Genomic DNA, 26,854 nt, shown 5'->3' with positions numbered 1-26,854 from the left:
CTCTCCCGGCGCCACGCGGTGTCCACCCGCTCTCGGTCACGGCACGGGGCGTCCTGCCTGTCGCCGCTGGACGCCAACTGTGCAGGTCAGAGGGGTGGAAATGCTCGGTGCGGCGTAGTGTCGCACCCGTGAGCACGGCCGGGGCGGCCGACGAGCCGAGGGAGCCAACAGGGGCGGCAGATGTCGCGGCCCTGATCCCCATGCTGCGCCGGATCGTCGCAGCCCGGGTCGGCCAGCACCCCGCGGCGGAGGACCTGGTCCAGGAGACGCTGCTCCGGGTGCTGGCGGCCGAGAACCGGATCGAGCCCGGCATGATCGAGCCATACGCGATCGCCACGGTCCGCAACGTCATGGCCACCATGTGGCGCAACGACGACCGAGAAGTCCGCAACAGGCACCGGGTGCTCGACCCGAGCGAGCCGGAGGAGGCCGAAGAGGTCGTCGTCGCCTCGGAGGAACAGTCCGCCATCAACGAGGCGCTTCGCCGGCTGACCGACCGCGAACGAGAGGTCCTGCTGGCGCATGAGGTGAGTGGTCGCGCCACCCAGTCGCTGGCGGAGGAGACCGGAAGCACGGCCGGTGCTGTGGCCGCCCAGCTGAAGCGGACCCGAGCCCGGTTGCGGGTCGAGTACCTGCTCGCGCTGGAGCGGGCCGAGCCCCCCACAGACAGATGCAGGCCTGTGCTGCTGGCCCTCTCCAGCGCGGACCGACGACGACAGCGTGAGGTCGATGCTGCTCGACACCTGCTCGAGTGCGAGCTCTGCGCCCGGCTCAGCGAACCACTGCTCGGCAGGGGGCCGGTGCGGGACGACGAGGTGCACGTGCCAATCAGCGCGGACCCGGACATCGTCACGGTGCGTCAAGCCGCTCGCGAGCTGGCGGTGCGCGCCGGCTTCAGGGGCACAGACCTGACGCTGCTCGCCACGGCCGTGTCGGAGGTGGCCCGCAACATCGTCCGGTTCGCCTCACCCGGGGAGGTGACGATCGAGCTGCTCGAACGTCCACGTCCCGGCATCCGGGTCGTCGCCCGGGACACCGGACCCGGCATACCGGACGTCGAGAAGGCCATGGAAGACGGCTACAGCACCTACAGCGGACTCGGCCTCGGGCTTCCCGGAGCCAGACGGCTGATGGACGAGTTCACCATCGTCTCCGAGGCGGAGCACGGCACCACTGTGAGCATGACCAAATGGTTCGACAAGAAGGGATGAGCATGAACGCCCAGAACACGGAGGACCCGACGGAGCACGAGCCGTCCCTGTCCGGCAACCAGCTGCTTCCCCAGCTGGTGGCCCACCTGAGGGAACATCGCGCGAAGCTCCGCAACGAGTGGGCGTCCCGCATCCGCGATGCCCACCTGCTCGAGGCCATGACCCCGCAGGAGATGATCGCCGAGACCACGTCGGTCTATGACAACTACGTGGAGGTGCTCGAGACCGGCAGTGTGGAAGCGTTGCAGCACTATGCCCGCGACCTGTCGGAGCGGATCATCCCGCGGGGGGTCGAGACGCATGAGGTGGTCGGCATCGTGTTGCTGCTGAGGGATGTCCTGGCGCGGTCGCTCTTCGAGAAGTACCAGCGGGACTTCGCCCTACTCAACCAGATCCTCGACGCGTACGAACCGGCGGCGAACCGTATCGCCAACACCGTGGCCGTCAGCTTCGTCGACGAGCGTGAGCGCGTCATCCGCCAGCAGCAGGACGCCATCAAGGAGCTGTCGACCCCGGTGCTGCCCGTTCGGGAGAGGCTCCTCATCCTGCCGATCATCGGCGTTTTGGACAGCGAACGGGCCAGGCAGCTCACCGAGCAGCTGCTGAGCGGCATACGCACCCATCGCGCCAAGGTGGTCGTCATCGACATCACGGGGGCCCCGGACGTCGACGAGACCGTCGCGAACCACCTGGTGCAGACGGTAGACGCCTCGCGGCTGATGGGTGCCAGCGTCATCATCACCGGCCTGTCGCCCACGATTGCGCAAACCCTCGTCACGATCGGCGTGGACCTGAGCAAGATGAACACCATCGGCGACCTCCAGGGCGGCCTCGAGGAGGCCGAGCGGCTGCTCGGCTACGCGGTGACGCGCAAGGCGGTGACTGACGGCTCGTGAACTCCGGACCGGCCCTCGTCTCCATACTGCGTCAGGGTGACACCCTCGTCGCGTCGGTCCACACTGCCCTGGACGACTCGGAGATGGTCCGGTTCCAGGACGACCTCGTCCGCCAGATCGGTGAGCACCGCGCGCGTGGCGTCATCATCGACGTGGCAGCACTGGACGTGATCGACAGCTTCGGGTCGCGCACGCTGCAGTCGATCGCCGACATCGCCCGCCTGCGCGGCGCGGCCACCGTCATCGTCGGCATCCAGCCCGAGGTCGCGTACGCCATGGTGCGCCTGGGTATGGGGATGGGTGAGGTCCCGACGGCGCTGGATCTGGAGGAGGGCCTCGACTACCTCACGAGGATCCGTGGACAGGGGAACAGGCATGAGTGACGTCGAGGACCTGACCCTCGACTACCGTGCCGCGTTCCAGCGCTACCTGCCCCAGCGCAGTGAGGCGGCGCTGACGCTGGGCTACCAGCTGGGGCGCCAGGCGATCGTCCGGGGGGTGAGTCTTCTCGACCTGGTCCACGTCCACCACCTCGTCCTCGCCGAGGTCCTCGAAGACAGCCCGGAAAATGACGTGCGCGGGGTCACGGCTGCCGCCTCCGAGTTCCTGCTGGAGGTGCTCTCGACGTTCGACATGGCACACCGGAGCCTGAGCTCCGCGACATCGAAAGCCGTGCAGGGCAGGGGCAACGGATGACATCCCGCTACCGAATCATCATGGCCCTCACGTCCCTGGCCACAGTGTCGGGCTGCGCGGGCCAGGGGAACGTCGAGGCCGCCACCGTGAAGGCAGCGGCCAGCACGTTCGTCCGGTCCGTGAGCACCGCGCCCGCGACGGCCTGCGGGCTGCTGGCCCCCGAGACCCTTCGAGCCCTCGAGGAGTCCGACGGCCCTTGCGCGGAGGCCTTGCCGTCCTCCGCGGAGGAGAAGGGCTCCACCTCGGTGGAGTCCGTGCAGGTCTACGGCAAGGACGCTGTGGTGCACCTGTCGACGGACACGATCTTCCTCGCCCGGTTCAAGCAGGGATGGCGCGTGACCGCCGCGGGCTGCAGCCGGCAGCAAGACGGCCGGCCGTATGACTGCAAGGTCAAGGGAGCCTGACGTGCGTGCATGGTTCGCCGGGTACCTGCTGTTCATCGGACTGGGACTCACCTTCTGCTTCGCCATGGGGGTGACCCACCGATGAGGACGTGGCTTCGTGAGAACAGCCTCACCCTGGCCTTCTCGGTGCTACTCCTGGTTGCCCTCGTCGGTCAATCACTCACCGGGGAGGCCTCGTACAACGAGGCGGCGATGGACGCCGGGCTACCCACACTCACCTTGCGGGAGTACGTCACCTCGTCGCAGTTCGCGGTGGACGTTGCAGAGAACTGGCAGTCGGAGTACCTGCAGTTCCTGCTCTACATCCTCCTGACGGTGTGGCTCCTGCAGAAGGGGTCCCCGGAGTCCAAGCCCCTCGACCACGCCGGTCGTGGGTCGGACAAGGACCAGAAGGTCGGACGCTATGCGGACGTGGGGTCGCCCACGTGGGCCAAGGTCGGGGGTTGGCGGACCAGCCTGTACTCACGCTCCCTCGGACTGGCGATGGGGGCGGTCTTCCTCGGGTCGTGGACGGCGCAGCTGGTCGCCGGTCGCAGTGCCTACAACGCCGAGCAGCTGCAGGACCTCCAGGATCCGCTGACGTGGAATGGCTACCTGCACGCTCCGGACTTCTGGAATCGCACCTTCCAGAACTGGCAGTCGGAGTTCCTCGCCGTCGGCAGCATGGTGGTGTTCAGCATCTACCTGCGGGAGCGCGGGTCGCCGGAGTCCAAGCCGGTCGGGAGCGCCCACAGCAGCACGGGAGTCGAGGGCTAGGCGCCCTGCCCTCCGGAGCCGCGGCAGCTACGCGCCGGGCGAGGCTTCCGGTCGGGCACTCCGGAGGGCGTCGTGCAGTGCGGCGAGGTCGGGGAAGGTGAGCTCGGCTCCGGCGTCGTGCAGCTCGGGCGCACTGGTCCCCCCGGTCGCGACCCCCACCCCGGAGGCCCCGACGCGGGTCGCGGCCTCCATGTCCCAGACGGAGTCACCGACCACCATCAGGTCCTCGGGCTCGAGGTCCGCTCGCGTCATGACGGACTCGAGCAGGTCCTTGCTGGGCTTCGAGCTCGCCACGTCGTCGCCCGTGACGATCAGGTCGAAGTCGGGCTGGTCCAGGACCTCGAGCATCGCCCACAGGTCCCGTTCCCCGCCGGACGTGGCGAGCGCCACCGTCAGCCCGGCGTCCCGACACCACTGCAGGAGTGAACCGGCGCCCGGAAGCGGGTGCAGACGGTCGTGCCACGTGCCGAACAGTGCATCGTGGGCAGCCGTGATGGCGCTGTCCTGGCTCCGGTTCCGCCGGTCACCGAGCACGTGGTCGAGCAGGTTGTCGGCCCCCATCCCCACCGCGTGGTGCACCATCGCCATGGGCCGGTCGTGACCGAACTGCTGCATCGCCTCCCACCAGCTGATCGTGTGGACGTAAGTCGAGTCGACCAGGGTGCCGTCGAGGTCGAAGACGATCCCGCTGACGCGGGTGAGCACGTCAGACATGCTTCCTTCCCCGCATCGCCCGCCCTGCGAGGACCGTCCCGCCCGCGGCGCCGAGGGCGAGGACCGCCGTGACCTCCTTGGGGCGGTGGGAGAGCTCCTGCTGCCAACTGCGGCCCTTCGCCCGGTCGTCGAAGGAACCGTGGGCGCCGAAGTCCCGGCCGCCGGGACCGTCCGCCGCGTCCCACAGGTTGGCTGGGTCGGCTGGGTCCCGGGGTTCGTCGGTCTGCTGGGCGTTGTATGCCGTCCGAGCCAGGTAGCGATCGAGCAGGCCGGGCGCGACGGCGTTGGCGACCAGGGTGCCGACGGTGGAGGCGCCGACCCAGTACTCCCGCCGACGGGGGTGGTCGGCTGCGTAGACGACCGCACGCGCAGCGACCTCGGGCTGGTAGATCGGCGGGACGGGCTGGGCACGTCGAGGGAGCTTCGACAACACCCAGCCGAACTGAGGTGTGTTGAGGGCCGGCATCTGGACCATCGTGACGCGGACGTTGCTGCCATCGTGCAGCAGCTCGCAGCGGAGCGACTCGTGGAAACCCTGGACGGCGTGCCGTGCACCGCAGTACGCGGTCTGGAGCGGGATTCCCCGATAGGCCAGCGCTGACCCCACGTGGACGATCGTTCCGCGGTTGCGCGCCCGCATCCGGGGAAGGGCCGACATCGTGCAGTACACGTAGCCGAGGTAGCTCACCTCGGTGGCGCGGCGGAACTCGTCGGCGGTGACCTGGCTGAACGGCGCGAACACGGAGGTGAACGCCGCGTTGACCCACACGTCGATCGGACCGAGCTCGTCCTCGATCCGGGCCACGGCGCTCTCGACCGCCTCTGCGTCGGCGACATCCACGGGCACCGAGAGGGCCTTGACCCCAGCCTGCTGTGCCTCCCGGACGGCAGCCTCGAGCCCCGAGCTGCCTCTCGCGATGAGAGCGACGTCGTCGCCTCGCCGCGCGAACTCACGGACGCAGGCGCGTCCCACGCCTCCACTCGCACCCGTCACGACCACCACTCGTTTCATCGGACTGCTCCTCTCCTTCGTTGGTCCTTCCCGATGCGGTCAGGCGATCCGCTCGTCGCCTTCGCGAATAACCTGCAGCCACCTGCACCCGTAGCCGTCGAGGTCGACCTCGACCGTCGGAGCGCCCGAGCCGTCTCCGACCGGCTCGAGGCGGTAGTCCGCGAGCAGGTCGGTCAGGTGGACGATCGGCGGCAGGTCGTCGCCGGCGATCGTGGCCAGCGAGAGCGGCACGCGACAGGCCTCCGAGCCGAGGTTGTGGACCGCGATGGTGGCCCAGGGGTCTACGCGGGCGACGTGCGCCAGGACGGCGTCGAACGGCTGCTCGAGCGGGTGGAACCGACCCCATCCGAGCTCGGGCGACTGGCGGTAGCGGCGGATCAGCTGGGCCACGAAGGTCCACAGCGAGTCGGGGTCGTTGCGCTGGGAGGCCACGTTGACGTGGTCGGGTCCGTAGGCGCCCTCCGTGACGGGCCGCGGCAGCCGGCCCTTCGCCGCACGGGAGAAGCCGCCGTTCTTGGCCGCGCTCCACTGCATCGGCGTCCGCACGGCATACCGGCCCGGCACGTCGAGGTTCTCGCCCATGCCGATCTCTTCGCCGTAGAAGAGAACCGGGCTGCCGGGCAGCGAGAACATGAGGGAGTAGGCCAGCCGGATGCGGCGGGGGTCGCCGTCGAGCATCGTCGGCAGCCGGCGGCGCAGGCCGCGCCCGTAGAGCTGCATTGCGGGGTCGGGTCCGAAGGCGTCGAAGACCTCCTGGCGCTCCTCGTCGGTGAGCTTGTCGAGGGTGAGCTCGTCATGGTTGCGGAGGAAGTTCACCCACTGGCTCTCCTCGTCGGCCTCCGGCCTGCCCTGCAACGCCTTGCCCAACGGCCGTGCGTCGCCGCGCGCGAGGGACAGCCAGGTCGCCTGCATGCCGATGAAGTCGAACTGCATGGTGAGCTCGTCCCCGTCCGCTCCGCCGAAGAAGGCCGTCTGCTCTGCGCGCGGCACGTTGACCTCTCCGAGGAGGACGACGTCGCTACCCCGCCGCCCGCAGAACGCCTTGACGTGGCGCAGGGTCTCGTGGGGGTCCCACTCGAACTTCTGGTCCTTCTTGGGCACGGTGTCCCGCGCGAAGAGGAACGGCACCGCGTCGATGCGGAAACCCGAGACGCCCAGCTCGAGCCACAGACCCATGACTTTGACGATCTCGTCGCGGACCTTGGGATTGGCGGTGTTGAGGTCAGGCTGGGTCTTGTAGAAGTTGTGCAGGTACCACTCGTCGGTGCGGGGGTCCTTCTCCCAGATGCTGTCCTCCTTGTCGGGGAAGACGACCATCGCCGACGTGTCCGGTGGGGCCGTCGAGCGCCACACGTAGTAGTCCCTGTACGGGTTGTCGGTGCCCTTGCGGGCCTGCACGAACCACGGATGGTGGTCCGACGTGTGGTTCATGACGAAGTCGAGGATGACCCGGATGCCGCGCGACCGCGCGGTCCGGACCAGCTCGACGAAGTCACCCAGGTCGCCCAGCCGGGGGTCGACGCCCAGGAAGTCGGTGATGTCGTACCCGTCGTCCACGTCGCGCGTCGGGTAGAGCGGCATGAGCCACAGGCACGTGACGCCGAGGTCGGCCAGGTAGTCGATCCGGCGCGCCATGCCCGCCAGGTCGCCCTGCCCGTCCCCGTCGGCATCGAGGAAGGTCTGGACGTCGGCGCAGTAGAACACCGCGGTCTTCCACCACAGGTCGGCCGTCTTGGACATCTGCATGTGTCCTCACTACCACCGTTGGCCCGAGCCAGCCACCGCGAAAGCGCTGGTCAGGAGGCCGCGCCGATCTCCCGACCCCCAAAGATCGTCCGGCCGGGTTCTTGGCGATCCCGAGCCGCGGCAGGCGCTCGCTGTCATCATGTCGGCATGACACAGGGGTCTGGCATCGAGGCGCGGCTCGACTACCGCCTGACCGGACTTGCCCGCGTGACGGCCGAGCTCATCCGGGCGGCCAGCGCAGAGGACGTCACCAGGATCGTGGTCGAACACAGCTCCGAAGCCGTGGGAGCGACCATGGCCTCGCTCAGCCTGAAGGACGGGCCCGACACGATCCGGCTCATGGGGCTGCGGGGTGGGGACGAGGGAGATGCCGAGGCCTTCGCGACCTACCCCTTGTCGATGCCGAGCCCGGCGGCTGACGTCATCGTCTCGGGTCGTCGCATCCTGTTGTCCGGTCGTGAGGCGATCCTCGATGCCTATCCGGACACCCCGCGGATAGATCGCGGCGACCGCTCGGTGCTGGTCCTGCCGTTGAACACCGCGAACGACACCCTCGGGGCGATCGGGCTGTCCTTCCCCGGACGACGCAGGTTCGAGCCCACGGAGCTCGACTGCCTCGACATCCTGGCCGACACCTGCGCCCAGGCGTTGCAGCGCGTGCAGGCCGAGCAGGAGGCAGCCGACCGCCAGACCAAGCTGACCTTCCTCGCCGAGGCCTCGGCCGAGCTCGCGAGCAGCCTCGACTACGAGTCCACCCTGGCGCGGGTGGCCCAGCTCGCAGTGCCGACCTTCGCCGACTGGTGTGCGATCGACCTGGTCAAGGACAACCGGCTGCGCCGGCTCGCCGTGGCCCATGTCGACCCGGCCAAGGTGGCGTACGCGCACGAGCTCGCGGAGCGGTACCCCAGCGACCCGAACTCCGCCAGCGGTCCGTGGCAGGTGATGAGGACAGGGCGCAGCGAGCTCATCGCGGAGATCACCGACGAGATGCTCGTCGCCGGGGCCCGGGACGAGGAGCACCTCCGGATCGCGCGAGAGCTGGCGTTGTACAGCGCGGTGACCGTCCCCCTCGTCGCGCGCGGACGAACCCTCGGCGTCATCACGTGGGTGAGCGCGGAGTCCAAGCACCGCTACACGGAGGGCGACCTCGTGTTCGCCGAGGACATCGCGCGCAGGGCGGCCGTCTCGATCGACAACTCCGAGCTGCACAGCGAGACCCTGGCGGTCGCCACCCGGCTGCAGCACGCCGTCCTCCCGGTCGGGCTGCCGGTGATCGAGGGCTGCGATGTCGCGGCGCGCTACCTGCCGTCTGGCCGTACCGAGGTGGGGGGCGACTTCTACGACGTGGTCGCCCTCACGGACGGGCGGGTGGCGGTCTTCGTCGGAGACGTGATGGGGCGTGGGGTCGAGGCCGCCGCGTCGATGGCGCAGATGCGGGCATCGGTGCGCGCCTACATCGCCGCGGACCCGCTCCCGGACGTGGTGCTGACCAAGCTCGACCTGATGCTCGCTGCCTACGGTGACGAGCAGTTCGTCACGCTGGCCTACCTGCTGGTCGATCCGGGACGGAACGACCTGCTGGTCGCGAACGCCGGACATCCGGCGCCGATCCTCCTGCGAGCAGACAATTCCGTCGAGCAGTTTCCCAGTGCCGACGGTGGGCCCTTGGCCATCGGAGAGGGACGACGTCGTCGCCATCGGATGTGGTTCGGTCCCGGCGACACCGTCCTGCTCTTCACCGACGGGTTGATCGAGCGGCGCACCGAGGACATCGACGTCGGTCGAGAACGACTCACGGCTGCCCTCGCCGGCCTCACGGACCCGGACCTGTTCCGCGGCCTGTGCGGCACCATCGCCGCGGTCGCGGACGAGACGCATGACGACGACGTGGCTGCGGTCGCCCTGCGTCGGCACGCCGCGGTGCCGACGGCGCGAACCCTCGAGAACGCCGCCGCCGGCGCCGAGGACCTCGAGCCCGCGCCCTGACGACCGCGCGCCCTGACGACTTCCAGGCGCCCTGCGACTGTCAGGCGCCCTGCGACTGTCAGGCGCTCTTGCGACGCAGGTAGGCCCAGGCCAGGAGCGCGCAGGCCAGGCCGTTGGCCATTCCCACCAGGATGTCGGTCAGGTGGTGCATGCCTCGGTAGAGGCGGGCCCACGCCACCAGCACAGGGATGACGAGGCACACCGCCGTCACGGCCCGGCGCAGCACGGGTGACTCGATCCGCTGGGCCAGGAGCGCGAAGCTGACGTAGAGCGCGGTGGCCGCACCGACGTGACCGCTCGGGTAGCTCGAGGTCGGCGGAGCCGGGTCGAGGTGGGCCACGTGGGGCCGGGGCCGGCCCACGACGGCCGTGGCGATCACGAAGACGGTGGCCTGGAGGGAGATCGCGATGGCCGGTATGACGGCCACCCACCACTGCCGCGTGCCCCACCAGAGGAGGCCGACGGCGATCACGCACACCCCGATGACGATCTCGGTGTTGCCGATGTGGGACCACACCAGCGTCACGTCGTCCCACCGCGGGGTGCGCACGCCCTGGGCGTCCTTGCTGATGCCCTCCTCGGAGGGCAGGCCGCCGAGAGGTCCCTTGATCAACAGCCCGATGCCCACGATGGCAGCCCAGAGGGCAACTGCCGGGGCGACGGCGCGGACGAACGCGTCCCGGACCGCGGAGCCGACTGGAGGCGACGAGCGATCGTCGGTGTAGCGCGTCAAGAAGGCCATGGTGTCCTACTCCGGTGGGGGTGCACAGCTTGACGAGCCTAGCGCCCAAAGCCTCGGCCACGGGTCGCTGACCTGCGCAGATGCTGAGCCGGCAGGTGGGACACCGGAGTCGCGCTGCTCCGTCAGTCCCGAAGCCCAGCCAGGGCGCGGACCGCGGCGAGGCCTTCGGGGCTGCCCGGCCAGTGCCGCTCGAGCGCCTCCGCCCCTGCGCGCCGGGTGACCGAGCGCAGTACCAGGGCCACGAGGATGGCGTCGTCGGCATAGCCGATGACGGGGAGGAAGTCCGGCACGACGTCGACCGGGCTCGCGAGGTAGGCGAGCAGCAGCCACAGGCGCACTCGCGCGGCACGCGGCACCGTGGCGTCCACGGCCAGGCGTCGCAGCAGGCGAAGGAGGTCGGGCAGCAACCGCAACGCCTCCCGCAACCGCAGGTCGTCCGGACGGGCCCACCACAGTGCCACCACCAGGACGACCCAGAGCAGCACCAGGCCGCCACCGACGGTTGCGGCCAGCGACCACCACGCGGGCGCGCCGTCGGCCAGGTCGATCCGCGGGAGGGGCATCCCGTCAGTCTCGCCCATGCCCAGGCCGCGTATACCGGCGACACCGCAGGCACGCTGGTTCGCCCCTCCGGGGTGGTCTAGTCCGTTCGGTCAGAACTACGCAGGCCAAACGTGCCAACCGCCGTTGGATACCTATCCCTGCCCCCTGTGGGCGCACGTATGTTGCCGTTCGCCCAAGTTTTCGTCGTGAGGAAGGTGGCTCCGTGTCCAGACTGCAGTCGGCGGCTGGCCGTGTCCCCCAACGCTGGTCGTTCGGTCAGTGGCCCCTCCGTCGCAAACTGGCAGCCGCCATCGTTCTTCCCGTGCTGCTGGCCTTCGTCTTCGGTGGCCTCCGCGTCAAGAACGACTTCGACTCCTCTCGCAAGCTCTCGCGGGCCGCGGACACCGTCCTCGTCATCCGCCCCGTTGTCGAGTACAACCTCGCAGTCCAGCGGCTGGCTGCTGCCGAGAGCGTCGGCGGCGGCGGCGTCATCGCCGCCATCACGAAGTACGAGTCCGCGGCGGCGAACCTCCGCATCGCCATCAAGGTCCCCGGCGTCCCTGACTCGGTGAAGGAGAGCGCCACGACGGCGCTGTCGCTCGGGCAGGCAGTGCGTACGGCCAAGACGCAGAACGGCTTCTCCGACACCGTCATCGACAAGTCGGGCAACACCGCCACCCTGATGTCCTCGGCGGTCTCCGACCTCGGCCTCAGCGACGACTCGGCCTCCGCCAAGCTCGTCGTGGCCCTCCAGGACGCCATCGCCGCCCAGCGCGCCATGACCGGCGAACAGGTCAACCTCGCCAACACTGACGACGCAGCCGCCAACCTGCGCGCCGTCGGTCAGGTCGGCGCCGAGACCGCAGCCCTGACGCGACTCATGTCGGCCTCGACGGGCGAGCAGGTCGGACAGGTCCGCCAGCTCCTCAACGAGAACGGCCGCCGTGGCTACACCCTCCAGCAGGCGTCGCCCGACAAGGCCCAGATCCAGGGGCTCGGAACGGTCATCGAGTCCAGCAACGCCGGCTACACCAAGCTCATGGACGGGCAGCTGACCGCGCTCGAGACCAACCTCCGCCAGCGCGCGGCAGAGCACCGCACCGCAGCGATCCTCAACGCCATCATCGTGATCGCTGCGCTGACGGCCGCCCTGGCCCTGGTCGTGGCCCTCATCCGCTCGCTCCTCCTCCCGATCCGCGCCGTGCGCCAGGGCGCCCTGGAGGTTGCCAACAAGCGGCTGCCGGAAGCGGTCACCGCCATGCGTGACGGCACCGAGCTCCCCGCCTTCGAACCGATCCCGGTCCACACGACCGAGGAGATGGGTCAGCTCGCTCGCGCCGTGGACGACCTCCACACCCAGGCCCGCACCCTCGCCGGCGAGCAGGCCCGCCTGCGTGTTCAGGTCGGCCACATGTTCGAGACGCTGTCGCGCCGGAGCACGTCCCTCATCGACCAGCAGCTCAGCCTCATCGAGCGCCTCGAGAGCGACGAGGAAGACCCCAAGCGGCTGCAGAGCCTCTTCCGCCTCGACCACCTCGCCGCCCGTATGCGCCGCAACAGCGACTCGCTGCTGGTGCTCGCCGGCACGTCCACCCGTCGTGGCGTGTCCGGGTCGGTCTCGGTCTCCGACGCAGTCCGTGCGGCCGTGTCCGAGGTGGAGAACTACGAGCGCATCGACATCGGTGACACCTCGAACGACCACGTCCTGGGTGCGGTCGGCTCCGACCTCATCCACCTGGTCGCCGAGGTCGTGGACAACGCCCTCTCCTACTCGCCGCCCACCTCCCGTGTGGCGATCCGTGGTGCCCGCACGCCCGAAGGCGGCCTCCTCATCGAGGTCTCCGACCGTGGCCTCGGTATGCCGCCCAAGGAGCTTGCTGCCCTCAACGACCAGCTCGCGCACGGTGGCGACATCACCGCCGACACCGCCCGTCGCATGGGCCTGTTCGTGGTCGGAAGCCTCGCGAAGCGGCACGGCATCGCGGTGCGGCTGCGCCGCAACGGCGACGACAAGCAGGGCATCACGGTGTCCGTGCACCTGCCCGCGGCCCTGCTCGCCGACAGCAGCCGGGGCGAGCGCCCGGCGCGCCCGGCCGCTGCTCCAGCCGTTCCTGAGGCGCCGGCAGCCTCCTCCCTCGGAGCCCCGCCCGCGTCGGCTGTCGGCGGCACCACCAAGTCCGGCCTGCCCACCCGCGTGCGCGGCGCCAGCGGCGCCACGCCGAGCCCGGTGCCGGGTGCAGCCAAGAAGGTGCTGCCCACCCGCACGCCGGGGGCCCACGGCCCCTCGGCCGCGAACGGCATACAGACCCCCGCCAAGCCCGTCATCGACGGTGCCGACGCGGCGGTGGAGGAGAAGGCGCCCACCAACGGCCACGCCGCCCCGGAGAAGGGTGTCAACGGCTCGTCCGACAAGCCCGCCGTCAACGGCGCGACCGTCGCGCCGACGGACGACACCCCGGCCACGCAGGTTCCTGCCGAGGCTGCGACGGCCGCTGTCGCCGACCCCCAGGTCTCCGACCCCGAGGTCACCGAGGCCCCCACCCAGAGCCAGGACGCTCCGGCGGCAGAGGCAGCCACCGGGCCCCAGCTCTCGGCGTCCGGACTTCCGGTCCGCAAGCCACGGGCCACCGGGATCACCGAGTACCGCGAGTTCGAGGACGCCCCGTCCGCGCCCGAGGAGGAAGCACCGACCAAGCCCGGTGCCAAGTCGAGTGCCCCCGCCGCCAAGTCGGGCCGGCTCAGCTGGCTTCCCGGCCGCGCGAAGGCGGCCGCCGAAGCCGCCCGGATCGAGGCGGAGGTCGACGAGCCCCGTCAGATGCCCTCCAACCTGTCCGCCTGGCTCGAGCACCGCGCCAAGATCGTCGAGGCCGGCAAGGCCCGTGAGCTCGGGGCCGAGGACCCGGCAACCGACGGCGAGACCGCAGCGCACACCGACATCGCCGCCCAGGACAACTCGATCGACTCGATCGACTCGATCCACTCACCTGAGTCGAACGGCTCGTCGGTCAGCAGCGACTCGATGGACTCGCACGACTCGACCACCGAGATGCACGTGCCCGAGGAGTGGGTGGCCGAGGTCGCCCTTGTCGAGGCCGCCGATGCCGGGTCCGACCAGGTCCCGGAGCAGCACTCCGAGCAGGACTCTGACGACGCTCCCGTCGGAGAGGCCGGAGGCGAGCTGGTTGCTGACGGCGCACCCGAGGCCGTTGCCGACGCGCCGGCGGAGGCTTCCGCCGAGGTGTCGGCGCCGGTCGACAGCCTCGATGTCGTCCAGGCCCCTGTCACCGGGCCGGAAGGTGCCACGCCGCTGCCGACCCGCGTCCCGGGGGCGACGTCCGCGCTTGCCACCCAGGACCCCACGGCTGGCGCACCCAGCTCACGGCCGGCGATGCGGGCGCACAACACGTCCTTCTTCGGCGCCCGTCGGGCCCGCGACGCGGCCGTGGTGCCGGAGCGCGAGGAGACCGTCGTCAGCGCGGAGGCCGCGACCACCGAGTCCGTGCCCGAGGCCGTGACCGAGCCGGTCGCCGTTGTCGAGCAGGAGACCGAGGTCGTCGCGTTCCAGGAGCCGGTGGTCGAGGCAGTCGCCGACGTCGAGCAGGAGACCGAGGTCGTCGCGTTCCAGGAGCCGGTGGTCGAGGCAGTCGCCGACGCTCCCGAACAGCGCGTCGACGAGGGCGTCGAGACGGCAGCCGAGGAGACCACCGAGCTGGTTGCGGTGGCGCCCGAGGACGTCGAGGAGCCGGCGAGCGCGCCTCGCAGCGGGAACCTCAACGACACCCCCATCTTCCGAGCGATGATGTCGCGCTGGCTGACCGACGACTCGTCGGTGCCCGCATCGGCATCGTGGTCGACCAACGAGGCTGACCAGGCGTGGTCAGCCGCCGCACGGATCGAGGAGACCCAACCCCTGGAAGAGTCCGCAGCCGGCCTCCCCATGCGACGCCCGGGCAGCTACCTGATCCCCGGCGCCGTCGACGAGGCCGACGAGAAGCCCGCTGCCCCCGCAGCATCGCGACGCGATCCCGAATCGATCCGCCGCAACCTCAACCGCCACAAGAACGGCGTGAGCTCCGCTCGCACCGAGGCACAAGATGGAACACACCGAGAGGAAGCCGATGTACACCACTGACGCCATGGCCCAGCCCAAGGGCGAGTACGACTGGCTCGTGGCCAAGTTCACGACGGAGACCCCTGGCGTTTCACACGCCATCCTGGTGTCCGCCGACGGGCTTCCCATGGCCGCCAGCGAGCAGCTGCCCGTCGATCGCGCCGAGCAGATGGCAGCCGTGGCCTCGGGCATGGCCAGCCTCGCCTCGGGCGCGGCCCGCCTCTTCCAGGGCGGCACGGTCCTGCAGTCCGTCATCGAGATGGAGCTGGGCTACCTGCTCCTCATGAGCGTCGGGGACGGCTCGCACCTGGCAGCACTCACCAGCACCGACTCTGACATCGGTCAGGTCGGCTACGAGATGGCGGTCCTGGTCGACCGCGTCGGCAAGATGATCGACGCGTCTGCCCGGACCCCGATGTCGGGCTAGACCCATGGCGCCAGACGGACGCGAAGTGTCGGCAGGCCCTCGCCTGGTCCGGCCGTACGCACTGACGTCCGGACGCACCGAGTCCGTGGTCGACCTTCCCATCGAGGCCACGTTCGAGGTGCTTCCCTCCGGACGCACCACGACCTGGCCCGAGGGCGACCTCTCGGGGCGGATCATCGACCTGTGCGCAGCCAAGGAGTCGGTGGCCGAGGTCTCGGCAAAGCTGCACATCCCACTCGGCGTCGCCCGGGTGCTCCTGGGTGACCTGGTCACCGCCGGGCACCTCAAGACGCGAACGACCATCTCCGAAAACACGACATCCGACGAACGACGTGAACTGATTGAAAGGACACTCAGTGGACTACGCGCCCTCTAGCCGCAACAGCGCCTCGACGAAGATTGTCGTGGCCGGCGGGTTCGGCGTCGGCAAGACCACCTTCGTTGGTGCCGTCTCCGAGATCGATCCCCTGCGCACCGAGGCTCTTGTCACCAACGAGTCCGAAGGCCAGGACGACATCTCCAAGGTGCAGCAGAAGCACACCACCACCGTGGCGATGGACTTCGGTCGCATCACCTTGGCCGAGAACCTCGTTCTCTACCTGTTCGGCACTCCTGGCCAGCGCCGGTTCTGGTTCATGTGGGACGACCTGGTCAAGGGCGCCATCGGTGCCGTCGTTCTGGTCGACGTCCGTCGCCTCGACGACAGCTTCGCCGCCGTCGACTACTTCGAGGCCAAGGGCCTGCCGTTCATCGTCGCGCTCAACCAGTTCGACGGTTCGCAGGAGTTCGGTCCCGACGAGATCCGCGAGGCTCTCGCCATCCCGTCGCACATCCCCGTCATCGCGGTCGATGCCCGCGACCGCGAGTCCGCCAAGCGGGCCCTCGTTCGCATCACCGAGTTCGCGCTGACCCAGCTCACGGGTGTCTCCGCCTCGGCCTGACCCCGGCCCGTCACCGCACGGGCCTGCTGACCGCGACGCCGGGTGCCACTTCGACGAGGTGGCACCCGGCTCGGTCATGTCTAACGGCCGGTCAGGACTCCCGCGAGCCGCTCGACGTCCTCGGGGCCTTCGAGGTCGGGCAAGCCCACGAAGACGGTCCGGACGCCGCGTTGCGCCAACGTGAGGAGGCGCTCGTGGTGCAGGGCCGCTTCGCCCGCGTGGTGACGTGACGCGTAGGTCGTGGCCGGCGTGCGACCTCGCAGCCGCTCGACCCGGCGCCAGGTGTCCTCACGGTCGAGGCCGACGACAGGGAGGTCCAGCACGGTCACGGCCACCTCGTCGGCATCGCGCCCGACCCTGTCGCAGTGCCTGCGCAGGACGGCGAGCTTGCGTTCCAGCGTCGGCAGGTTGCTGGGGAGGTTGCAGGCGTCCGCGAGCTCCGCCGCGATGCGCAGCGTCCGCTGCTCGCCGCCGCCGCCCACGATGATCTGTGGTTGCCCCACAGGCCGCGGGTATGCCGTGGTCTCGGGCAACGTGACCCGTCTGCCCTGGTGTGCCTTGGTGCCCTTGCCCCACAGGGCGCGGATCGTCTCGATCGAGGCCTCGAGCTGGTCGAGCCGTTCTGCCGGCGGGGGAAAGGGCAGCCCGAACGCGAGGTGCTCGCGCTCCCACCAGCCGGCCCCGAGTCCGACGAAGGCGCGACCACCGGAGAGCACATCAAGCGTGGCAACGGTTTTCGCGATGATGCCGGGAGCGCGGAAGGTCACCGGCGAGACGAGGGTGCCGAGTCGCAGGTTCGTGTCCAGGCCGGCGAGCATGCCCAGCGTCACCCACGGCTCGGGGATCGGCTCCCAGGCCCGGTCCACCTGGGGGATCTGGATCAGGTGGTCCATGAGGGCGATCCCGCTGAAGCCGAAGTGGTCCGCCGCCAGGGCTACCGAACGCAGCCAGCCGGCCGGGTCCGCACCCCAGGGAAAACGTGACACCTGGATCACGACGTCGAGCCCGAGGTCACCCGCCCCGGTCGTCGACGCCGCGGTCACCTGTCCGGCGGACGCCGGCCGAGCGGCCGCCGCGTCCTCCGGCGTTGTGGTGGTCCCCGACATCCGGTCGGCCGCCGACGACGTCTCGCTGACGGTCCGGACCACGTCCCACCCCTCGTCGGCGAGGGCCTCGCGGACGCGCCCGAACGTCGCGAGCTGTCGGCCCAGTACGGCCGCGGGAACGGGTCGGTCGCGCTGGGAGTTGCGCGCGCGGCATACGGCGGGGGTTGTCTCGAAAAGCACTGCGACGCAAGGAAGTCCAGCCGCCCGGCCTTGCTCGCGCAGGCGGTCGCGGAGGTCCGGGTCCAGCCCGAGGGTGTCGACGACGACGGTCAGTCCGCGGCGAGCCCGCGCCGCCACGACCTGGTGCAGGACCGCGAACGCGTCGGCCGATGCGTCGAGGTCGTGCTCACCACTGCCGACCACCGCGCGCAGGGCGTCCGACGACACGACCTCCTGCTGCCGGTAGTGCTGCGCAGCCCAGGTCGACTTGCCCGCACCGCTCGGGCCGACGAGCACGACCAGCGCAGGGTCGGGCAGCGGGGGCGCTGTGGTCAGCCGTCTGCCCTCGGCGCGTGGCTGACCAGCCCGACGAGGTTGCCCTCGCTGTCGCGGATGAAGGCCATCCACTCGTCGCTGCCGGCGGGCCCGAGGGTGTCGTCGGTGTGGCTGAAGATGACGTGCGGCTCGGCCTCGACCACGACCCCGTCGGCGCGCAGCTCCTCGATGCGGGTGGGGACGTCGTCGACGGCGAGGTACAGCAGGGCCGAGCTCGCACCCTCCTCGAGGAGGAGCCGGGTGTCGCCGAGCCCGAAGAACAGCAGTCCGGGCGGGTCGAACCTGGCCAGTGGTGGCGACCCGAGCAGCCGTTCGTAGAAGGCGGCCGCTCGGTCGAGGTCCTCAGCGTGCTGGGCCACCTGTGCCAGTCCGGTGCCACCTGTCATCGCACCCACCTCCTGGGCGTGAATCTACTGCTGGAGCGTGCGTCGCCGCTCGAGGATGACCGCGGCGACCTCCTGCGGATGGGTCTCTGGCAGCCAGTGCCCGGCGTCGAGCTCGGTGAAGGTATAGTCGGCGGCCACGTGGCTCCGGGTGCGCTCGGCGGCCGCCCGGCCCAGCGCCGGGTCGTGCCGGCCCCAGACGTAGGCCGTGGGCGTCGAGATCCGGTGTGAGGTGGTCGCATCGTGAGGGGCGCTGCGGCGCAACGGAATTGCGCGATACCACGCCAACCCGCCACTGGCCATGCCCGGCCGACGGAACCGCGCGGCATACCTGTGAACGTGCTGCTCGGGCAGGCCGGAACGGCGCAGGGCGGCAGGCAGGCGACGACGCAGGACCAGCTCGGGCAGGGCGGGGAGCTGGAAGGCGGCCATGTACCAGCTGCGCCGGGCCTGGTCCGCGTGGCGCAGCGCCCAGGCGATGGCCCGGTGGTGCGGCGTGGAGACCGCGGTGAGGCTCAGCAGCCGTTCGGGGTGACGCTCGGCGAAGGCCCAGGCGACCGAGCCACCCCAGTCGTGGCCCACGAGGTGCACCCGGGTCTCGCCGAGCGCGTCGACGAGGGCCAGCACGTCGGACACGAGCTCGCTCATGCGATAGGCATCGCGACCCCGGGGGAGCGCGCCCGGCGAGTAGCCCCGCTGGTCGAACGTCACCACGCGCAGGCCGTCGGCGGCGAGCAGCGGGGCCACCTGCGACCACGTGTGCCGGTCCTGGGGCCAGCCGTGCAGCAGGACCACGACCTCGTCGCCGGCGCCGCTGTCCGCGACGTCGAACACCAGGCCGTCCCGGGTGAAACGCTCCATGGGGCGAACCTACCGGGGTGCCTGGCGAGGGCGGACGTGGTGGGCAGCGGCCCGGCGGGGGCGAGCATGATGAGTGGTGTGCCGACCTTCCACTTCCACCACCGGTGGCGCCTGCCCGCCGCTCCCGGGCGCGTCTTCGACGCACTCGCGGACGTGGAGCGGTACGCGCTGTGGTGGCCGCAGGTCCGCTCCGCCGAACGCATCGACGACCACTCCGGGCGCACCGACATCCGCAGCTTCCTGCCCTACACGCTGCACCTGGTGCTGCGACGGGAGGTCGAGGACCCGTCGACCGGTCACTTGCGGGTCGAGGTCAGCGGTGACCTCGAGGGCTGGTGCGAGTGGCGGGTCCGGGCTGGTGACGACGGCGCCACGATCGCCGACTTCGACCAGGAGGCCGTCGTCACCCCCGTGCTGCTGGCGCGGACCGCGCGCGTGACCGGGCCGTTGCTGCGCGCCAACCACGGCTGGATGATGAGGTCGGGGCGAGCCGGGCTGGCGGACTACCTGGCTTGACCCGCGGTGCCCGTGAAGTCGGGCTTGGGGGACACTGGGGCCGTGACCAGACCCGCCACCCAGTTCGCACTCGGCGGGCGGCGGGCGTGGATCGTGTATGCCGCGTCCGTGTCGGTCTACGTGCTGGCCGTCTTCCACCGCAGCTCGCTCGGGGTGGCGGGGCTGCTGGCCAGTGAGCGCTTCGACATCGCGGCCACGCAGCTGTCCGTGTTCACCATGGTGCAGCTGCTCGTCTATGCGGCCATGCAGATCCCCGTCGGCGCGCTGCTCGACCGGTTCGGGCCCAAGAGGCTGCTGCTCACGGGCGTGACGATGATGACCGTCGCGCAGCTGGGGTTCGCCTTCGCCGACTCCTTCGTGGTGGGCATCGCGGCCAGGGTGTTCGTCGGGATCGGCGACGCGATGATCTTCATCCCCCTGCTGCGCCTGGTGGCCCTGTGGTTCCCGCCGCTGCGCATCCCGATGGTCTCCCAGCTCACCGGGCTCCTCGGCCAGCTGGGGGCCCTCGTGGCGGCGACTCCCCTCGTCTACGCCCTCCACACCTGGGGCTGGACGCCGTCCTACGCGGGTGCCGCGCTCTTCGGCGTCGTCCTGGCGGCGATCGTCCTGGTGGTCGTGCGGGACTCGCCAAACCCCGACCACGAGCTCGACCAGATCAAGGTCCGGGCGCTGGCCCGCAGCGTGCGCGCCGCCTGGCGCACCCCCGGCACCCGGCTCGGCCTGTGGTCGCACTTCTCCGCCCAGTTCGGCGCGACGGTGTTCGCCCTCCTGTGGGGCTACCCGTTCCTCGTGGCCGGGCAGGGGCTCTCGCCGAAGGCGGCGGGCATCCTGCTCATGCTGATGACCGTGACGACAGTTGTCACCAGTCCCCTCATCGGTGGGTTCGTCACGAAGTACCCGTTCTCGCGCTCGACCCTGATCCTCGGGATCGTCTTCTCGATCATGACGGTCTGGGCGGTCGTGCTGCTGTGGCCCGGGCGGGCGCCGCTGCCCCTGCTGGTGCTGCTCGTCGTCATCACGGCGGTCGGTGGTCCCGGCTCGCTGGTCGGCTTCGACCTGGCCCGGACGTTCAACCCGCCCACGCGGCTCGGGAGTGCCACGGGGATCGTGAACGTCGGCGGCTTCCTCGCCTCGCTGTCGACCGTGACGCTGATCGGCATCATCCTCGACAGGGTGGCGCCCGGTGGGCCGAGCACCTACGACGTCGACACCTTCCGCGCCGCGATGTCGGTGCAGTACCTCGTCTGGGGTGCCGGTGTCGTGCAGATCCTCCGTTACCGCCGCAAGACCCGCCGGGCCCTGAAGGAAGGCGATCCCGAGGCCTACGCCGCCCTGCGAGCCGGCGAGGCCATCACGCCCTGATCTCGCCGACTTCTGGAGCGGGGCGAGATCGCCGCTCAGGGCCTCTCACCTGCGAAAATGCGGATTTCGTTACCGATTCGTGACCGTTGTCGGACAGGTGATCGAAGGAGCGTCGCTGCCTGCTGAAAGACATCCGTGTAACTCCCCGAACTACAGGGGTGTCATTCGCCGTACCGGCGCGTAAGGCGTGGGATTTGTGTGACTGGAGTGTTCCGAGTGAAAACCCGGCTCTAGTCTCGTGCGGCTGTCACAACCAGACCGGTCCCCCGACTCGAGAGGCATCCCCCGTGCCGAACGCCCGCCCCGCACGTCGCGCGCTGCGCTCCGGCGCGACCCTGTCGATCGTGGGGATCCTGGCCGTCAGCACGGGGCTGTCCGCCTCCGCCAACCCGGGCCCGGTCTACCCGTCCAAGTCCCAGGTCGACAAGGCGAAGTCGGCTGTCGCCAGCACCTCCGGCAAGGTCTCGAGCCTTGACGCGCAGTACGCGACGGCCAGCGCCCGGCTGAGCCAGGTGCAGGAGAGCGCGGCGGCAGCGGCCGAGGCCTACAACGGGGCCCGCTACCAGCTCGACAAGCGCACGGCCGAGACAGCGGCAGCCAAGAAGCGTGCAGCCCAGGCCCAGGAGATCGCCGACGCCGCGGGACTGCAGGTGCGTCGCTACGCGGCCAGTGTCTACCAGCAGGGCGGCAACCTCGGTGAGCTCGACGCCTACCTGTCGAGCACCGGACCGCAGGACCTGCTGGACCGCGCCACCGCCCTCGAGGCCGTCAGCGACGCCCGGACGCGCACCCTGCAGCGGGCAGCCGCCTCCTCGATCGTCGCCGACACCATGCGCCAGCAGGCCGCCAGCGCCGAAGCGGCGCAGGCCAAGGCGGCAGCGGCCGCCCAGGCGGCTCGCAACGCTGCGCAGGCCCAGGCCGACCAGGCCCAGGCCGCAGCAGCCCAGATCCAGCACCAGCAGCAGGCGCTCACCGTGCAGCTGGCCAGCCTCCGCAAGACCTCGGTGACCCTCGAGAAGCAGCGCCAGGACGGTCTGGCCGCGGCAGCCGTCGCCCGCGCCGCCGCGGCCGAGGCGGCCAGGCAGGCTCGCCTTGCCGCCGAGCGGGCCAAGGCCGCCCGCACTGCTGCCGCACGGAAGGCGCCCCAGCAGGCAGCGGCCCGTGCCGCGGCCGAAGCGGCTCGCCAGAAGGCCGCTGCCGAAGCCGCCGAGCAGGCTGCTCGCGACGCCGCCCAGCACAACCAGCCGAAGCCCAGGCAGCAGCCCGACAACCCGCCCCCGCCGCCGCCGTCCACCAACGGTGGGGTCTCCGCGGTCATCGCGTACGCGCGCGCGCAGATCGGCAAGCCCTACGAGTGGGGTGGCGACGGCCCGAACACGTTCGACTGCTCCGGTCTCACGATGCGCGCCTGGCAGCGAGCCGGGGTCGGCCTCTCGCACTACACCGGTGCGCAGTGGGAGGAGACCTCACGGGTCGCCATCAGCGACCTGCGCGCCGGTGACCTCGTCTTCTTCGGCAGCTCCGGCCCGACCAGCCACCACGTGGGTCTCTACGTCGGCGACGGCCAGATGATCGAGGCTCCCTACACCGGCGCCGACGTCCGCTACGCCTCCATCTACCGGTCGGACCTCGTGTCCTACGGCGGCCGTCCCTAGCTCCTGTATGCCGGGTGCTCGCCTCCGCGCGCGGGTTCAGTCGGTGGGGGGCTTGGCCTCGGACATCGGCTCGGCGGACACGTCGGGCATGCGCCACCGAGCGGTCGTCATGCCGGCGTCCTTGGCGCGCTGGATCGCCTCGCGCACCACCTTCTCGGCTTCCTCACGGCCGGCCCAGTGGGCGCCTTCGACGGACTTGCCGGGCTCGAGGTCCTTGTAGGTCTCGAAGAAGTGCTGGATCTCGAGGCGGTCGAAGCTGCTGACCTGCTCGAGCTCGGTGATGTGCGCCTGGCGCGGGTCGCCCGCGGGCACACAGAGGATCTTGTCGTCGCCGCCCGCCTCGTCGCGCATGTGGAACATGCCGATCGGGCGCACGCGCACGAGGCAACCGGGGAAGGTCGGCTCCTCGAGGAGCACGAGGGCGTCGAGGGGGTCGCTGTCCTCGCCGAGGCTGTCCTCGACGTAGCCGTAGTCGGCCGGGTAGCGGGTGGAGGTGAACAGCAGGCGGTCGAGCCGGATCCGGCCCGTCTCGTGGTCGACCTCGTACTTGTTGCGGTGCCCCTGCGGGATCTCGATGGTGACGTCGAACTCCACGACGATGTCCCTTCCGTTGTGCGCATGCCTGAGACTTGGTGCGCGCGCCTATGACCTAGGCTCGCGGCTAAGTGTTCCGTATGACGCAAGTCCAGCGCCTGAGGGGGTCGAGTGCGTCGCATCCTCGCCGCCCTGCTGGCCGTGGTGGTGCTGGGGGTGGCCTACGCAGCGCTCGACGTGTTCGACATCGTGCCCGGGATCCTGACGCGTGACCAGCCCCGGGTCGCCCCGACGACCACCACCCCGACCGGCACGGCGACGCCGACGACCGCCGCGGTCCCGACCATCGACGCCGCCGCGCAACCGCTCCAGCCCGCGTCCGCCAGTGCTCCGATCCCGGACCCCGCCGCGCTGGCGAAGGCGCTCGCGACCGTCGTCTCCGACCCGGCGCTGCGTCCCGGGCCGGGCATCGTGGTTCGTGACGCGTTCACGGGCCAGACCCTGCTGACCAAGGACGCGACGAGGGCCCGGGTGCCCGCGTCCACGGCCAAGCTGCTGACGGCGCTGGCGGTCGACACGACGCTCGACCCCCTGTCCACCCTCCCCACGACCGTGGTGCAGGGCACCACGCCCGACGAGATCGTCCTGGTCGCGGGCGGCGACACGATGCTGGCCAGGGGCAAGGGAACGCCCACCGCCGTCGAGGGTCGCGCCGGGCTGGCGGACCTGGCGGATCAGGTCGCCTCGGCGCTGCAGGCCGCAGGGAAGACCCAGGTCAGTCTCCGGCTGGACACGACCTACGCCAAGGGTCCGCGCTGGGCGCCGGGCTGGAACCAGGCGGACGTGAACGCCGGCTACACCGGAGGGGTCTCGATGCTGGGCCTGGCAGGCCAGCGGGCCGTGCCGTTCAAGCCGGCACCACGCAACCCCGAGGCCGCCACGGGCGCCGCCTTCGTGGCCGCCCTGGCCAAGGTCGGCATCACGGCGACCCTCGCCCCGGAGGCCACCTGGTCCACCAAGGTGCCCGAGGGCGCCACCGAGCTGGGGCGGGTGGAGTCGGCCCCGATCGGCGACCTCCTCGCCCTCGCCCTCGACGACAGCGACAACGCGCTCACCGAGGGGCTCGCGCGAATGGCAGCCGTGAAGGCCGGGGACCCTGCGACCTTCGCGGCCGCCGTCTTGTTCGTGACGACGACGGTGCAGGCCCGGGGTGTCGACCTGACGGGGGTGGTCCTCAAGGACACCAGCGGGCTCACCTCGGGTCAGGCGATCCCTCCGCAGGTGCTCTCCGACGTGCTGCAGCTCGGAGCCGACGGTTCGGTCCCCGCCATGCAGGACACCATCGCGCGGCTGCCCGTGGCGGGCCTGTCGGGCACCCTGGCGACCCGGTTCCACGCGAGGAACACGCGCGCCGTCGCCGGCCTGGCCCGCGCCAAGACCGGCACGCTCACCGGCGTGAGCGCCATGGCCGGCACCGTCATCGACGCCGACGGGCGCGTGCTGTCCTTCGTCGTCCAGGCCGACGGGCTCCCCGGGGGCCCCGGAACGCTGAACGCCCGGGCCGCGTTGGACCGCTTCGTGGCGGTGCTCGCGACCTGCGGGTGTCCCTGACCTACCGTGAGGGGATGACCGTGTCCGAGGCAGCAGCTCCGAAGACCACCCGCTACGTCGACTGGCAGTTCGCCAAGACCACCGGGACGCGGCTGGTGCCCGCCGGACCCAAGGTGACGGTGGCCGAGGCTGCCGAGGTCGTCGCGTCGGTGCGGGCGGCGGCTCACCGAGCTCAGCAACCCGTCGCCGAGACCGCTCGGCTGCACGCCCCCGGCGACGCCCCCGGGCCCGTCGTCGTCGACCGCCGCACCTGGATCTCGCTCAACGCGGACTCGATGTCGGCGCTCATGGACCCCGTCTTCGGCAAGCTCGTCGACAGCCAGAAGACCGCCCCGAACCAGACCATGCAGGCCATCGGCGGCAAGGTCACCGGCGGCGAGGCCGGGGCGCTGCTGGCCTTCGTGTCGAGCAAGGTCCTCGGTCAGTACGACCTGGCACCGGGTGGCACGCCACAGCTGATGCTCGTGGCCCCCAACCTCGTCCAGGTCGAGCGCGAGCTCGGCCTCGACCCGGCCGACTTCCGGCTCTGGGTCTGCATGCACGAGGAGACCCACCGCGTGCAGTTCACGGCGGTGCCCTGGCTGCGCGACCACATGGTCGAGCGCGTCCGCACCCTGGCGTCCGACCTGGTCCCCGACCCCGAGTCGCTGCAGGAGACGCTCTCGCGCCTCACCAAGCAGCTGCCCGACGCACTCAAGAGCGGCGGCGCCGGCCTCACCGACCTGATCGCCACGCCGGAGCAGCGCGCCGAGCTCGCCGGCGTCACGGCGGTCATGTCGCTGCTCGAGGGGCACGCCGACGTCGTCATGGACGAGGTCGGCCCCCAGATCATCCCCTCCGTGGCCCACATCCGCAGCAAGTTCAACGAGCGCCGCAAGGGCGTCGGCGCCTTCGACCGGGTGCTGCGCCGGCTGCTGGGGCTCGAGGCCAAGATGCGGCAGTACCGCGACGGCGCGATCTTCGTCCGCGAGGTCACCGCGGCCGTCGGCACCGACGGCTTCAACCGCATCTGGGAGTCCCCCGAGACGCTCCCGCTGCCGGCCGAGATCGCCACGCCCTCGGCCTGGGTGTCCCGGGTCCACGGCTGACCGGTGGCCGCACACCCTCGCACTGTGCTCCCGGAGGTCTGACGTGACCGGCCCCCACCCGGCCAGCGCGGCCATCCGCGTCGCTGTGCGCGTGACCCTGGCCGAGTGCCGGCCCGGCGACCTGGTCCTCGTCGCGTGCAGCGGGGGAGCGGACTCGCTCGCGCTCGCGGCGGCGGTCGCCTTCGAGGCGCCGAAGCTGGCTGTCCGGGGCGGTGCGGTCGTCGTCGACCACGGGCTCTCGGCCGAGTCCGCGGACGTTGCCCGCCGGGCGGCCGAGCAGTGCGAGGCCCTCGGGCTGGCGCCGGTGAGCAGGGCCGTGGTCGAGGTCGTCCAGGGCCCCGACGGCCTCGAGTCCGCCGCTCGCGACGCCCGCTACGCCGCCTTCGACACAGCCGCCGAGCGGCACGGCGCGCGCCTCGTTCTCCTGGGCCACACCCTCGACGACCAGGCGGAGCAGGTCCTGCTCGGCCTCACGCGGGGTGCGGGCGCCAGGTCCCTCGCCGGTATGCCGCGGGCTCGCGACCGCTTCCGGCGTCCCCTCCTGGGGGTCACCAGGGCACAGACCCGATCCTCGTGCGCCGCCGAGGGCCTCACCCGGTGGGACGACCCGATGAACGACGACCCGGCCTTCACCCGGGTCCGCGCCCGCCGGGCCCTCCTGGACCTCGAGCGCGACCTCGGCCCCGGTGTCGCAGCCGCCCTCGCACGCACTGCGGACCTTCTGCGTCAGGACGCCGACCACCTCGACGACCTCGCCGACGCGGCCGTCGTGGCGCTGGGGGCCGGGCCCTGGAGGACCGGGGACCTGGCCGCCCTGCCGCGGGCCGTGCGCACCCGGGTCTGGCGCCGCCTCGCGGTCGCGGCCGGTGCGCCGGCCGGGCAGGTGAGCACCCGGCATACGGAGGCGTGTGACGCCCTCCTCACGCAGTGGCACGGACAGGGTCCGGTGAGCCTGCCCGGCCCGCTGCAGGCGACCCGATCTGGCGGTCGGGTATCCATCGCCCCACCTGCTCGGGTTGAATAGCCCCGCACCCGCCGACAACTGAGGGAGTTTGAGC

26 protein-coding genes are annotated in these 26,854 nt (G+C 70.9%); 17 read left to right on the top strand and 9 right to left on the bottom strand.

Features of this window, described 5'->3' with window-relative positions; all coding sequences use genetic code 11:
* Positions 1–128 precede the first annotated feature (128 nt).
* The 6 genes from AC1DWP_RS07570 to AC1DWP_RS07545 all read left to right on the top strand — a co-directional run bounded on the left by AC1DWP_RS07570 (position 129) and on the right by AC1DWP_RS07545 (position 3,963).
* A complete protein-coding gene (locus AC1DWP_RS07570; RefSeq protein WP_477613842.1) occupies positions 129–1,211 on the top strand; it encodes a sigma-70 family RNA polymerase sigma factor in 1,083 nt (360 codons plus the stop codon).
* Between the two features lie 2 nt (positions 1,212–1,213).
* Complete coding sequence (locus tag AC1DWP_RS07565; RefSeq protein WP_477613841.1) at positions 1,214–2,107, top strand: STAS domain-containing protein; 894 nt, start codon at positions 1,214–1,216, stop codon at positions 2,105–2,107.
* Positions 2,104–2,490: an STAS domain-containing protein gene (locus AC1DWP_RS07560; RefSeq protein WP_477613840.1), complete on the top strand. Its 387-nt coding sequence runs from the start codon at positions 2,104–2,106 to the stop codon at positions 2,488–2,490. The genes AC1DWP_RS07565 and AC1DWP_RS07560 overlap by 4 nt, the downstream gene beginning before the upstream one ends.
* A complete protein-coding gene (locus AC1DWP_RS07555; protein WP_477613839.1) occupies positions 2,483–2,803 on the top strand; it encodes a phosphatase RsbU N-terminal domain-containing protein in 321 nt (106 codons plus the stop codon). Before AC1DWP_RS07560 ends, AC1DWP_RS07555 begins: the two co-directional genes overlap by 8 nt.
* Positions 2,800–3,207: a hypothetical protein gene (locus AC1DWP_RS07550; RefSeq protein ID WP_477613838.1), complete on the top strand. Its 408-nt coding sequence runs from the start codon at positions 2,800–2,802 to the stop codon at positions 3,205–3,207. The genes AC1DWP_RS07555 and AC1DWP_RS07550 overlap by 4 nt, the downstream gene beginning before the upstream one ends.
* Before the next feature lie 81 nt (positions 3,208–3,288).
* Positions 3,289–3,963, top strand: a complete 675-nt coding sequence (locus AC1DWP_RS07545) for a DUF6766 family protein (protein ID WP_477613837.1) — start codon at positions 3,289–3,291, stop codon at positions 3,961–3,963.
* 27 nt (positions 3,964–3,990) lie between these two features.
* Here the strand turns inward: AC1DWP_RS07545 and AC1DWP_RS07540 are convergent, their stop codons facing one another.
* The 3 genes from AC1DWP_RS07540 to AC1DWP_RS07530 are packed head-to-tail and all read right to left on the bottom strand — an operon-like array spanning position 3,991 to position 7,435.
* Entirely contained in the window at positions 3,991–4,677 is a 687-nt protein-coding gene (locus AC1DWP_RS07540) for an HAD family hydrolase (RefSeq protein WP_477613836.1), read from the bottom strand.
* Positions 4,670–5,689, bottom strand: a complete 1,020-nt coding sequence (locus tag AC1DWP_RS07535) for an SDR family oxidoreductase (RefSeq protein ID WP_477613835.1) — start codon at positions 5,687–5,689, stop codon at positions 4,670–4,672. Before AC1DWP_RS07535 ends, AC1DWP_RS07540 begins: the two co-directional genes overlap by 8 nt.
* 39 nt (positions 5,690–5,728) lie before the next feature.
* Positions 5,729–7,435, bottom strand: a complete 1,707-nt coding sequence (locus AC1DWP_RS07530; protein WP_477613834.1) for an alpha-amylase family protein — start codon at positions 7,433–7,435, stop codon at positions 5,729–5,731.
* A gap of 147 nt (positions 7,436–7,582) precedes the next feature.
* On the opposite strand from AC1DWP_RS07530, the gene AC1DWP_RS07525 reads away from it, so the two are divergent.
* Positions 7,583–9,421: a GAF domain-containing SpoIIE family protein phosphatase gene (locus AC1DWP_RS07525; protein WP_477613833.1), complete on the top strand. Its 1,839-nt coding sequence runs from the start codon at positions 7,583–7,585 to the stop codon at positions 9,419–9,421.
* A 58-nt stretch (positions 9,422–9,479) separates the two neighbouring features.
* On the opposite strand, the gene AC1DWP_RS07520 is transcribed toward AC1DWP_RS07525, so the two are convergent.
* On the bottom strand, positions 9,480–10,163 hold the full coding sequence (locus AC1DWP_RS07520; protein ID WP_477613832.1) for a phosphatase PAP2 family protein: 684 nt from the start codon (positions 10,161–10,163) through the stop codon (positions 9,480–9,482).
* 122 nt (positions 10,164–10,285) lie between these two features.
* Positions 10,286–10,744: a YkvA family protein gene (locus AC1DWP_RS07515; RefSeq protein WP_477613831.1), complete on the bottom strand. Its 459-nt coding sequence runs from the start codon at positions 10,742–10,744 to the stop codon at positions 10,286–10,288.
* Between the two features lie 284 nt (positions 10,745–11,028).
* Between AC1DWP_RS07515 and AC1DWP_RS07510 the strand changes: the two genes are divergently transcribed.
* Genes AC1DWP_RS07510 through AC1DWP_RS07495 form a run of 4 tightly spaced genes read left to right on the top strand, consistent with a single transcriptional unit; the run spans position 11,029 to position 16,185 of the window.
* The gene (locus AC1DWP_RS07510) at positions 11,029–14,838 is read left to right on the top strand and encodes an ATP-binding protein (protein WP_477613830.1); all 3,810 of its coding nucleotides are present in this window, start codon (positions 11,029–11,031) and stop codon (positions 14,836–14,838) included.
* The gene (locus AC1DWP_RS07505) at positions 14,825–15,244 is read left to right on the top strand and encodes a roadblock/LC7 domain-containing protein (RefSeq protein WP_477613829.1); all 420 of its coding nucleotides are present in this window, start codon (positions 14,825–14,827) and stop codon (positions 15,242–15,244) included. Before AC1DWP_RS07510 ends, AC1DWP_RS07505 begins: the two co-directional genes overlap by 14 nt.
* A gap of 25 nt (positions 15,245–15,269) precedes the next feature.
* Positions 15,270–15,620, top strand: a complete 351-nt coding sequence (locus AC1DWP_RS07500; RefSeq protein ID WP_477613828.1) for a DUF742 domain-containing protein — start codon at positions 15,270–15,272, stop codon at positions 15,618–15,620.
* A gap of 28 nt (positions 15,621–15,648) precedes the next feature.
* Positions 15,649–16,185 (top strand): GTP-binding protein, encoded by a 537-nt coding sequence (locus tag AC1DWP_RS07495; protein WP_477613827.1) that lies wholly within the window; start codon positions 15,649–15,651, stop codon positions 16,183–16,185.
* 80 nt (positions 16,186–16,265) lie between these two features.
* Here AC1DWP_RS07495 and AC1DWP_RS07490 read toward each other — a convergent pair whose 3' ends face one another.
* Genes AC1DWP_RS07490 through AC1DWP_RS07480 form a run of 3 tightly spaced genes read right to left on the bottom strand, consistent with a single transcriptional unit; the run spans position 16,266 to position 19,030 of the window.
* Positions 16,266–17,747 (bottom strand): LLM class flavin-dependent oxidoreductase, encoded by a 1,482-nt coding sequence (locus AC1DWP_RS07490; RefSeq protein ID WP_477613826.1) that lies wholly within the window; start codon positions 17,745–17,747, stop codon positions 16,266–16,268.
* Positions 17,748–17,782: 35 nt separating this feature from the next.
* Positions 17,783–18,172, bottom strand: a complete 390-nt coding sequence (locus AC1DWP_RS07485; protein ID WP_477613825.1) for a VOC family protein — start codon at positions 18,170–18,172, stop codon at positions 17,783–17,785.
* A 24-nt stretch (positions 18,173–18,196) separates the two neighbouring features.
* Complete coding sequence (locus tag AC1DWP_RS07480; RefSeq protein ID WP_477613824.1) at positions 18,197–19,030, bottom strand: alpha/beta fold hydrolase; 834 nt, start codon at positions 19,028–19,030, stop codon at positions 18,197–18,199.
* 78 nt (positions 19,031–19,108) lie between these two features.
* Between AC1DWP_RS07480 and AC1DWP_RS07475 the strand changes: the two genes are divergently transcribed.
* From AC1DWP_RS07475 to AC1DWP_RS07465, 3 genes are all read left to right on the top strand, one after another.
* Positions 19,109–19,546: an SRPBCC family protein gene (locus tag AC1DWP_RS07475; protein ID WP_477613823.1), complete on the top strand. Its 438-nt coding sequence runs from the start codon at positions 19,109–19,111 to the stop codon at positions 19,544–19,546.
* A 42-nt stretch (positions 19,547–19,588) separates the two neighbouring features.
* A complete protein-coding gene (locus tag AC1DWP_RS07470; RefSeq protein WP_477613822.1) occupies positions 19,589–20,908 on the top strand; it encodes an MFS transporter in 1,320 nt (439 codons plus the stop codon).
* A gap of 287 nt (positions 20,909–21,195) precedes the next feature.
* A complete protein-coding gene (locus tag AC1DWP_RS07465) occupies positions 21,196–22,563 on the top strand; it encodes a C40 family peptidase (RefSeq protein ID WP_477613821.1) in 1,368 nt (455 codons plus the stop codon).
* Between the two features lie 36 nt (positions 22,564–22,599).
* On the opposite strand, the gene AC1DWP_RS07460 is transcribed toward AC1DWP_RS07465, so the two are convergent.
* Positions 22,600–23,157: an inorganic diphosphatase gene (locus AC1DWP_RS07460; RefSeq protein WP_477613820.1), complete on the bottom strand. Its 558-nt coding sequence runs from the start codon at positions 23,155–23,157 to the stop codon at positions 22,600–22,602.
* A 111-nt stretch (positions 23,158–23,268) separates the two neighbouring features.
* On the opposite strand from AC1DWP_RS07460, the gene dacB reads away from it, so the two are divergent.
* The 3 genes from dacB to tilS are packed head-to-tail and all read left to right on the top strand — an operon-like array spanning position 23,269 to position 26,820.
* Positions 23,269–24,708 carry a D-alanyl-D-alanine carboxypeptidase/D-alanyl-D-alanine endopeptidase gene (gene dacB / locus AC1DWP_RS07455; protein ID WP_477613819.1) on the top strand — a complete coding sequence of 480 codons (1,440 nt, stop codon included), beginning with the start codon at positions 23,269–23,271 and terminating at the stop codon, positions 24,706–24,708.
* Between the two features lie 14 nt (positions 24,709–24,722).
* On the top strand, positions 24,723–25,796 hold the full coding sequence (locus tag AC1DWP_RS07450) for a zinc-dependent metalloprotease (protein ID WP_477613818.1): 1,074 nt from the start codon (positions 24,723–24,725) through the stop codon (positions 25,794–25,796).
* A gap of 43 nt (positions 25,797–25,839) precedes the next feature.
* Positions 25,840–26,820 carry a tRNA lysidine(34) synthetase TilS gene (gene tilS / locus AC1DWP_RS07445; protein WP_477613817.1) on the top strand — a complete coding sequence of 327 codons (981 nt, stop codon included), beginning with the start codon at positions 25,840–25,842 and terminating at the stop codon, positions 26,818–26,820.
* The last annotated feature ends 34 nt before the right edge of the window (positions 26,821–26,854 follow it).

It is taken from the genome of Pedococcus sp. P2_F6, from assembly GCF_056403675.1.
Note: the sequence above shows the minus strand (reverse complement) of the source record. Positions and strands in the feature narration are given on the sequence as shown.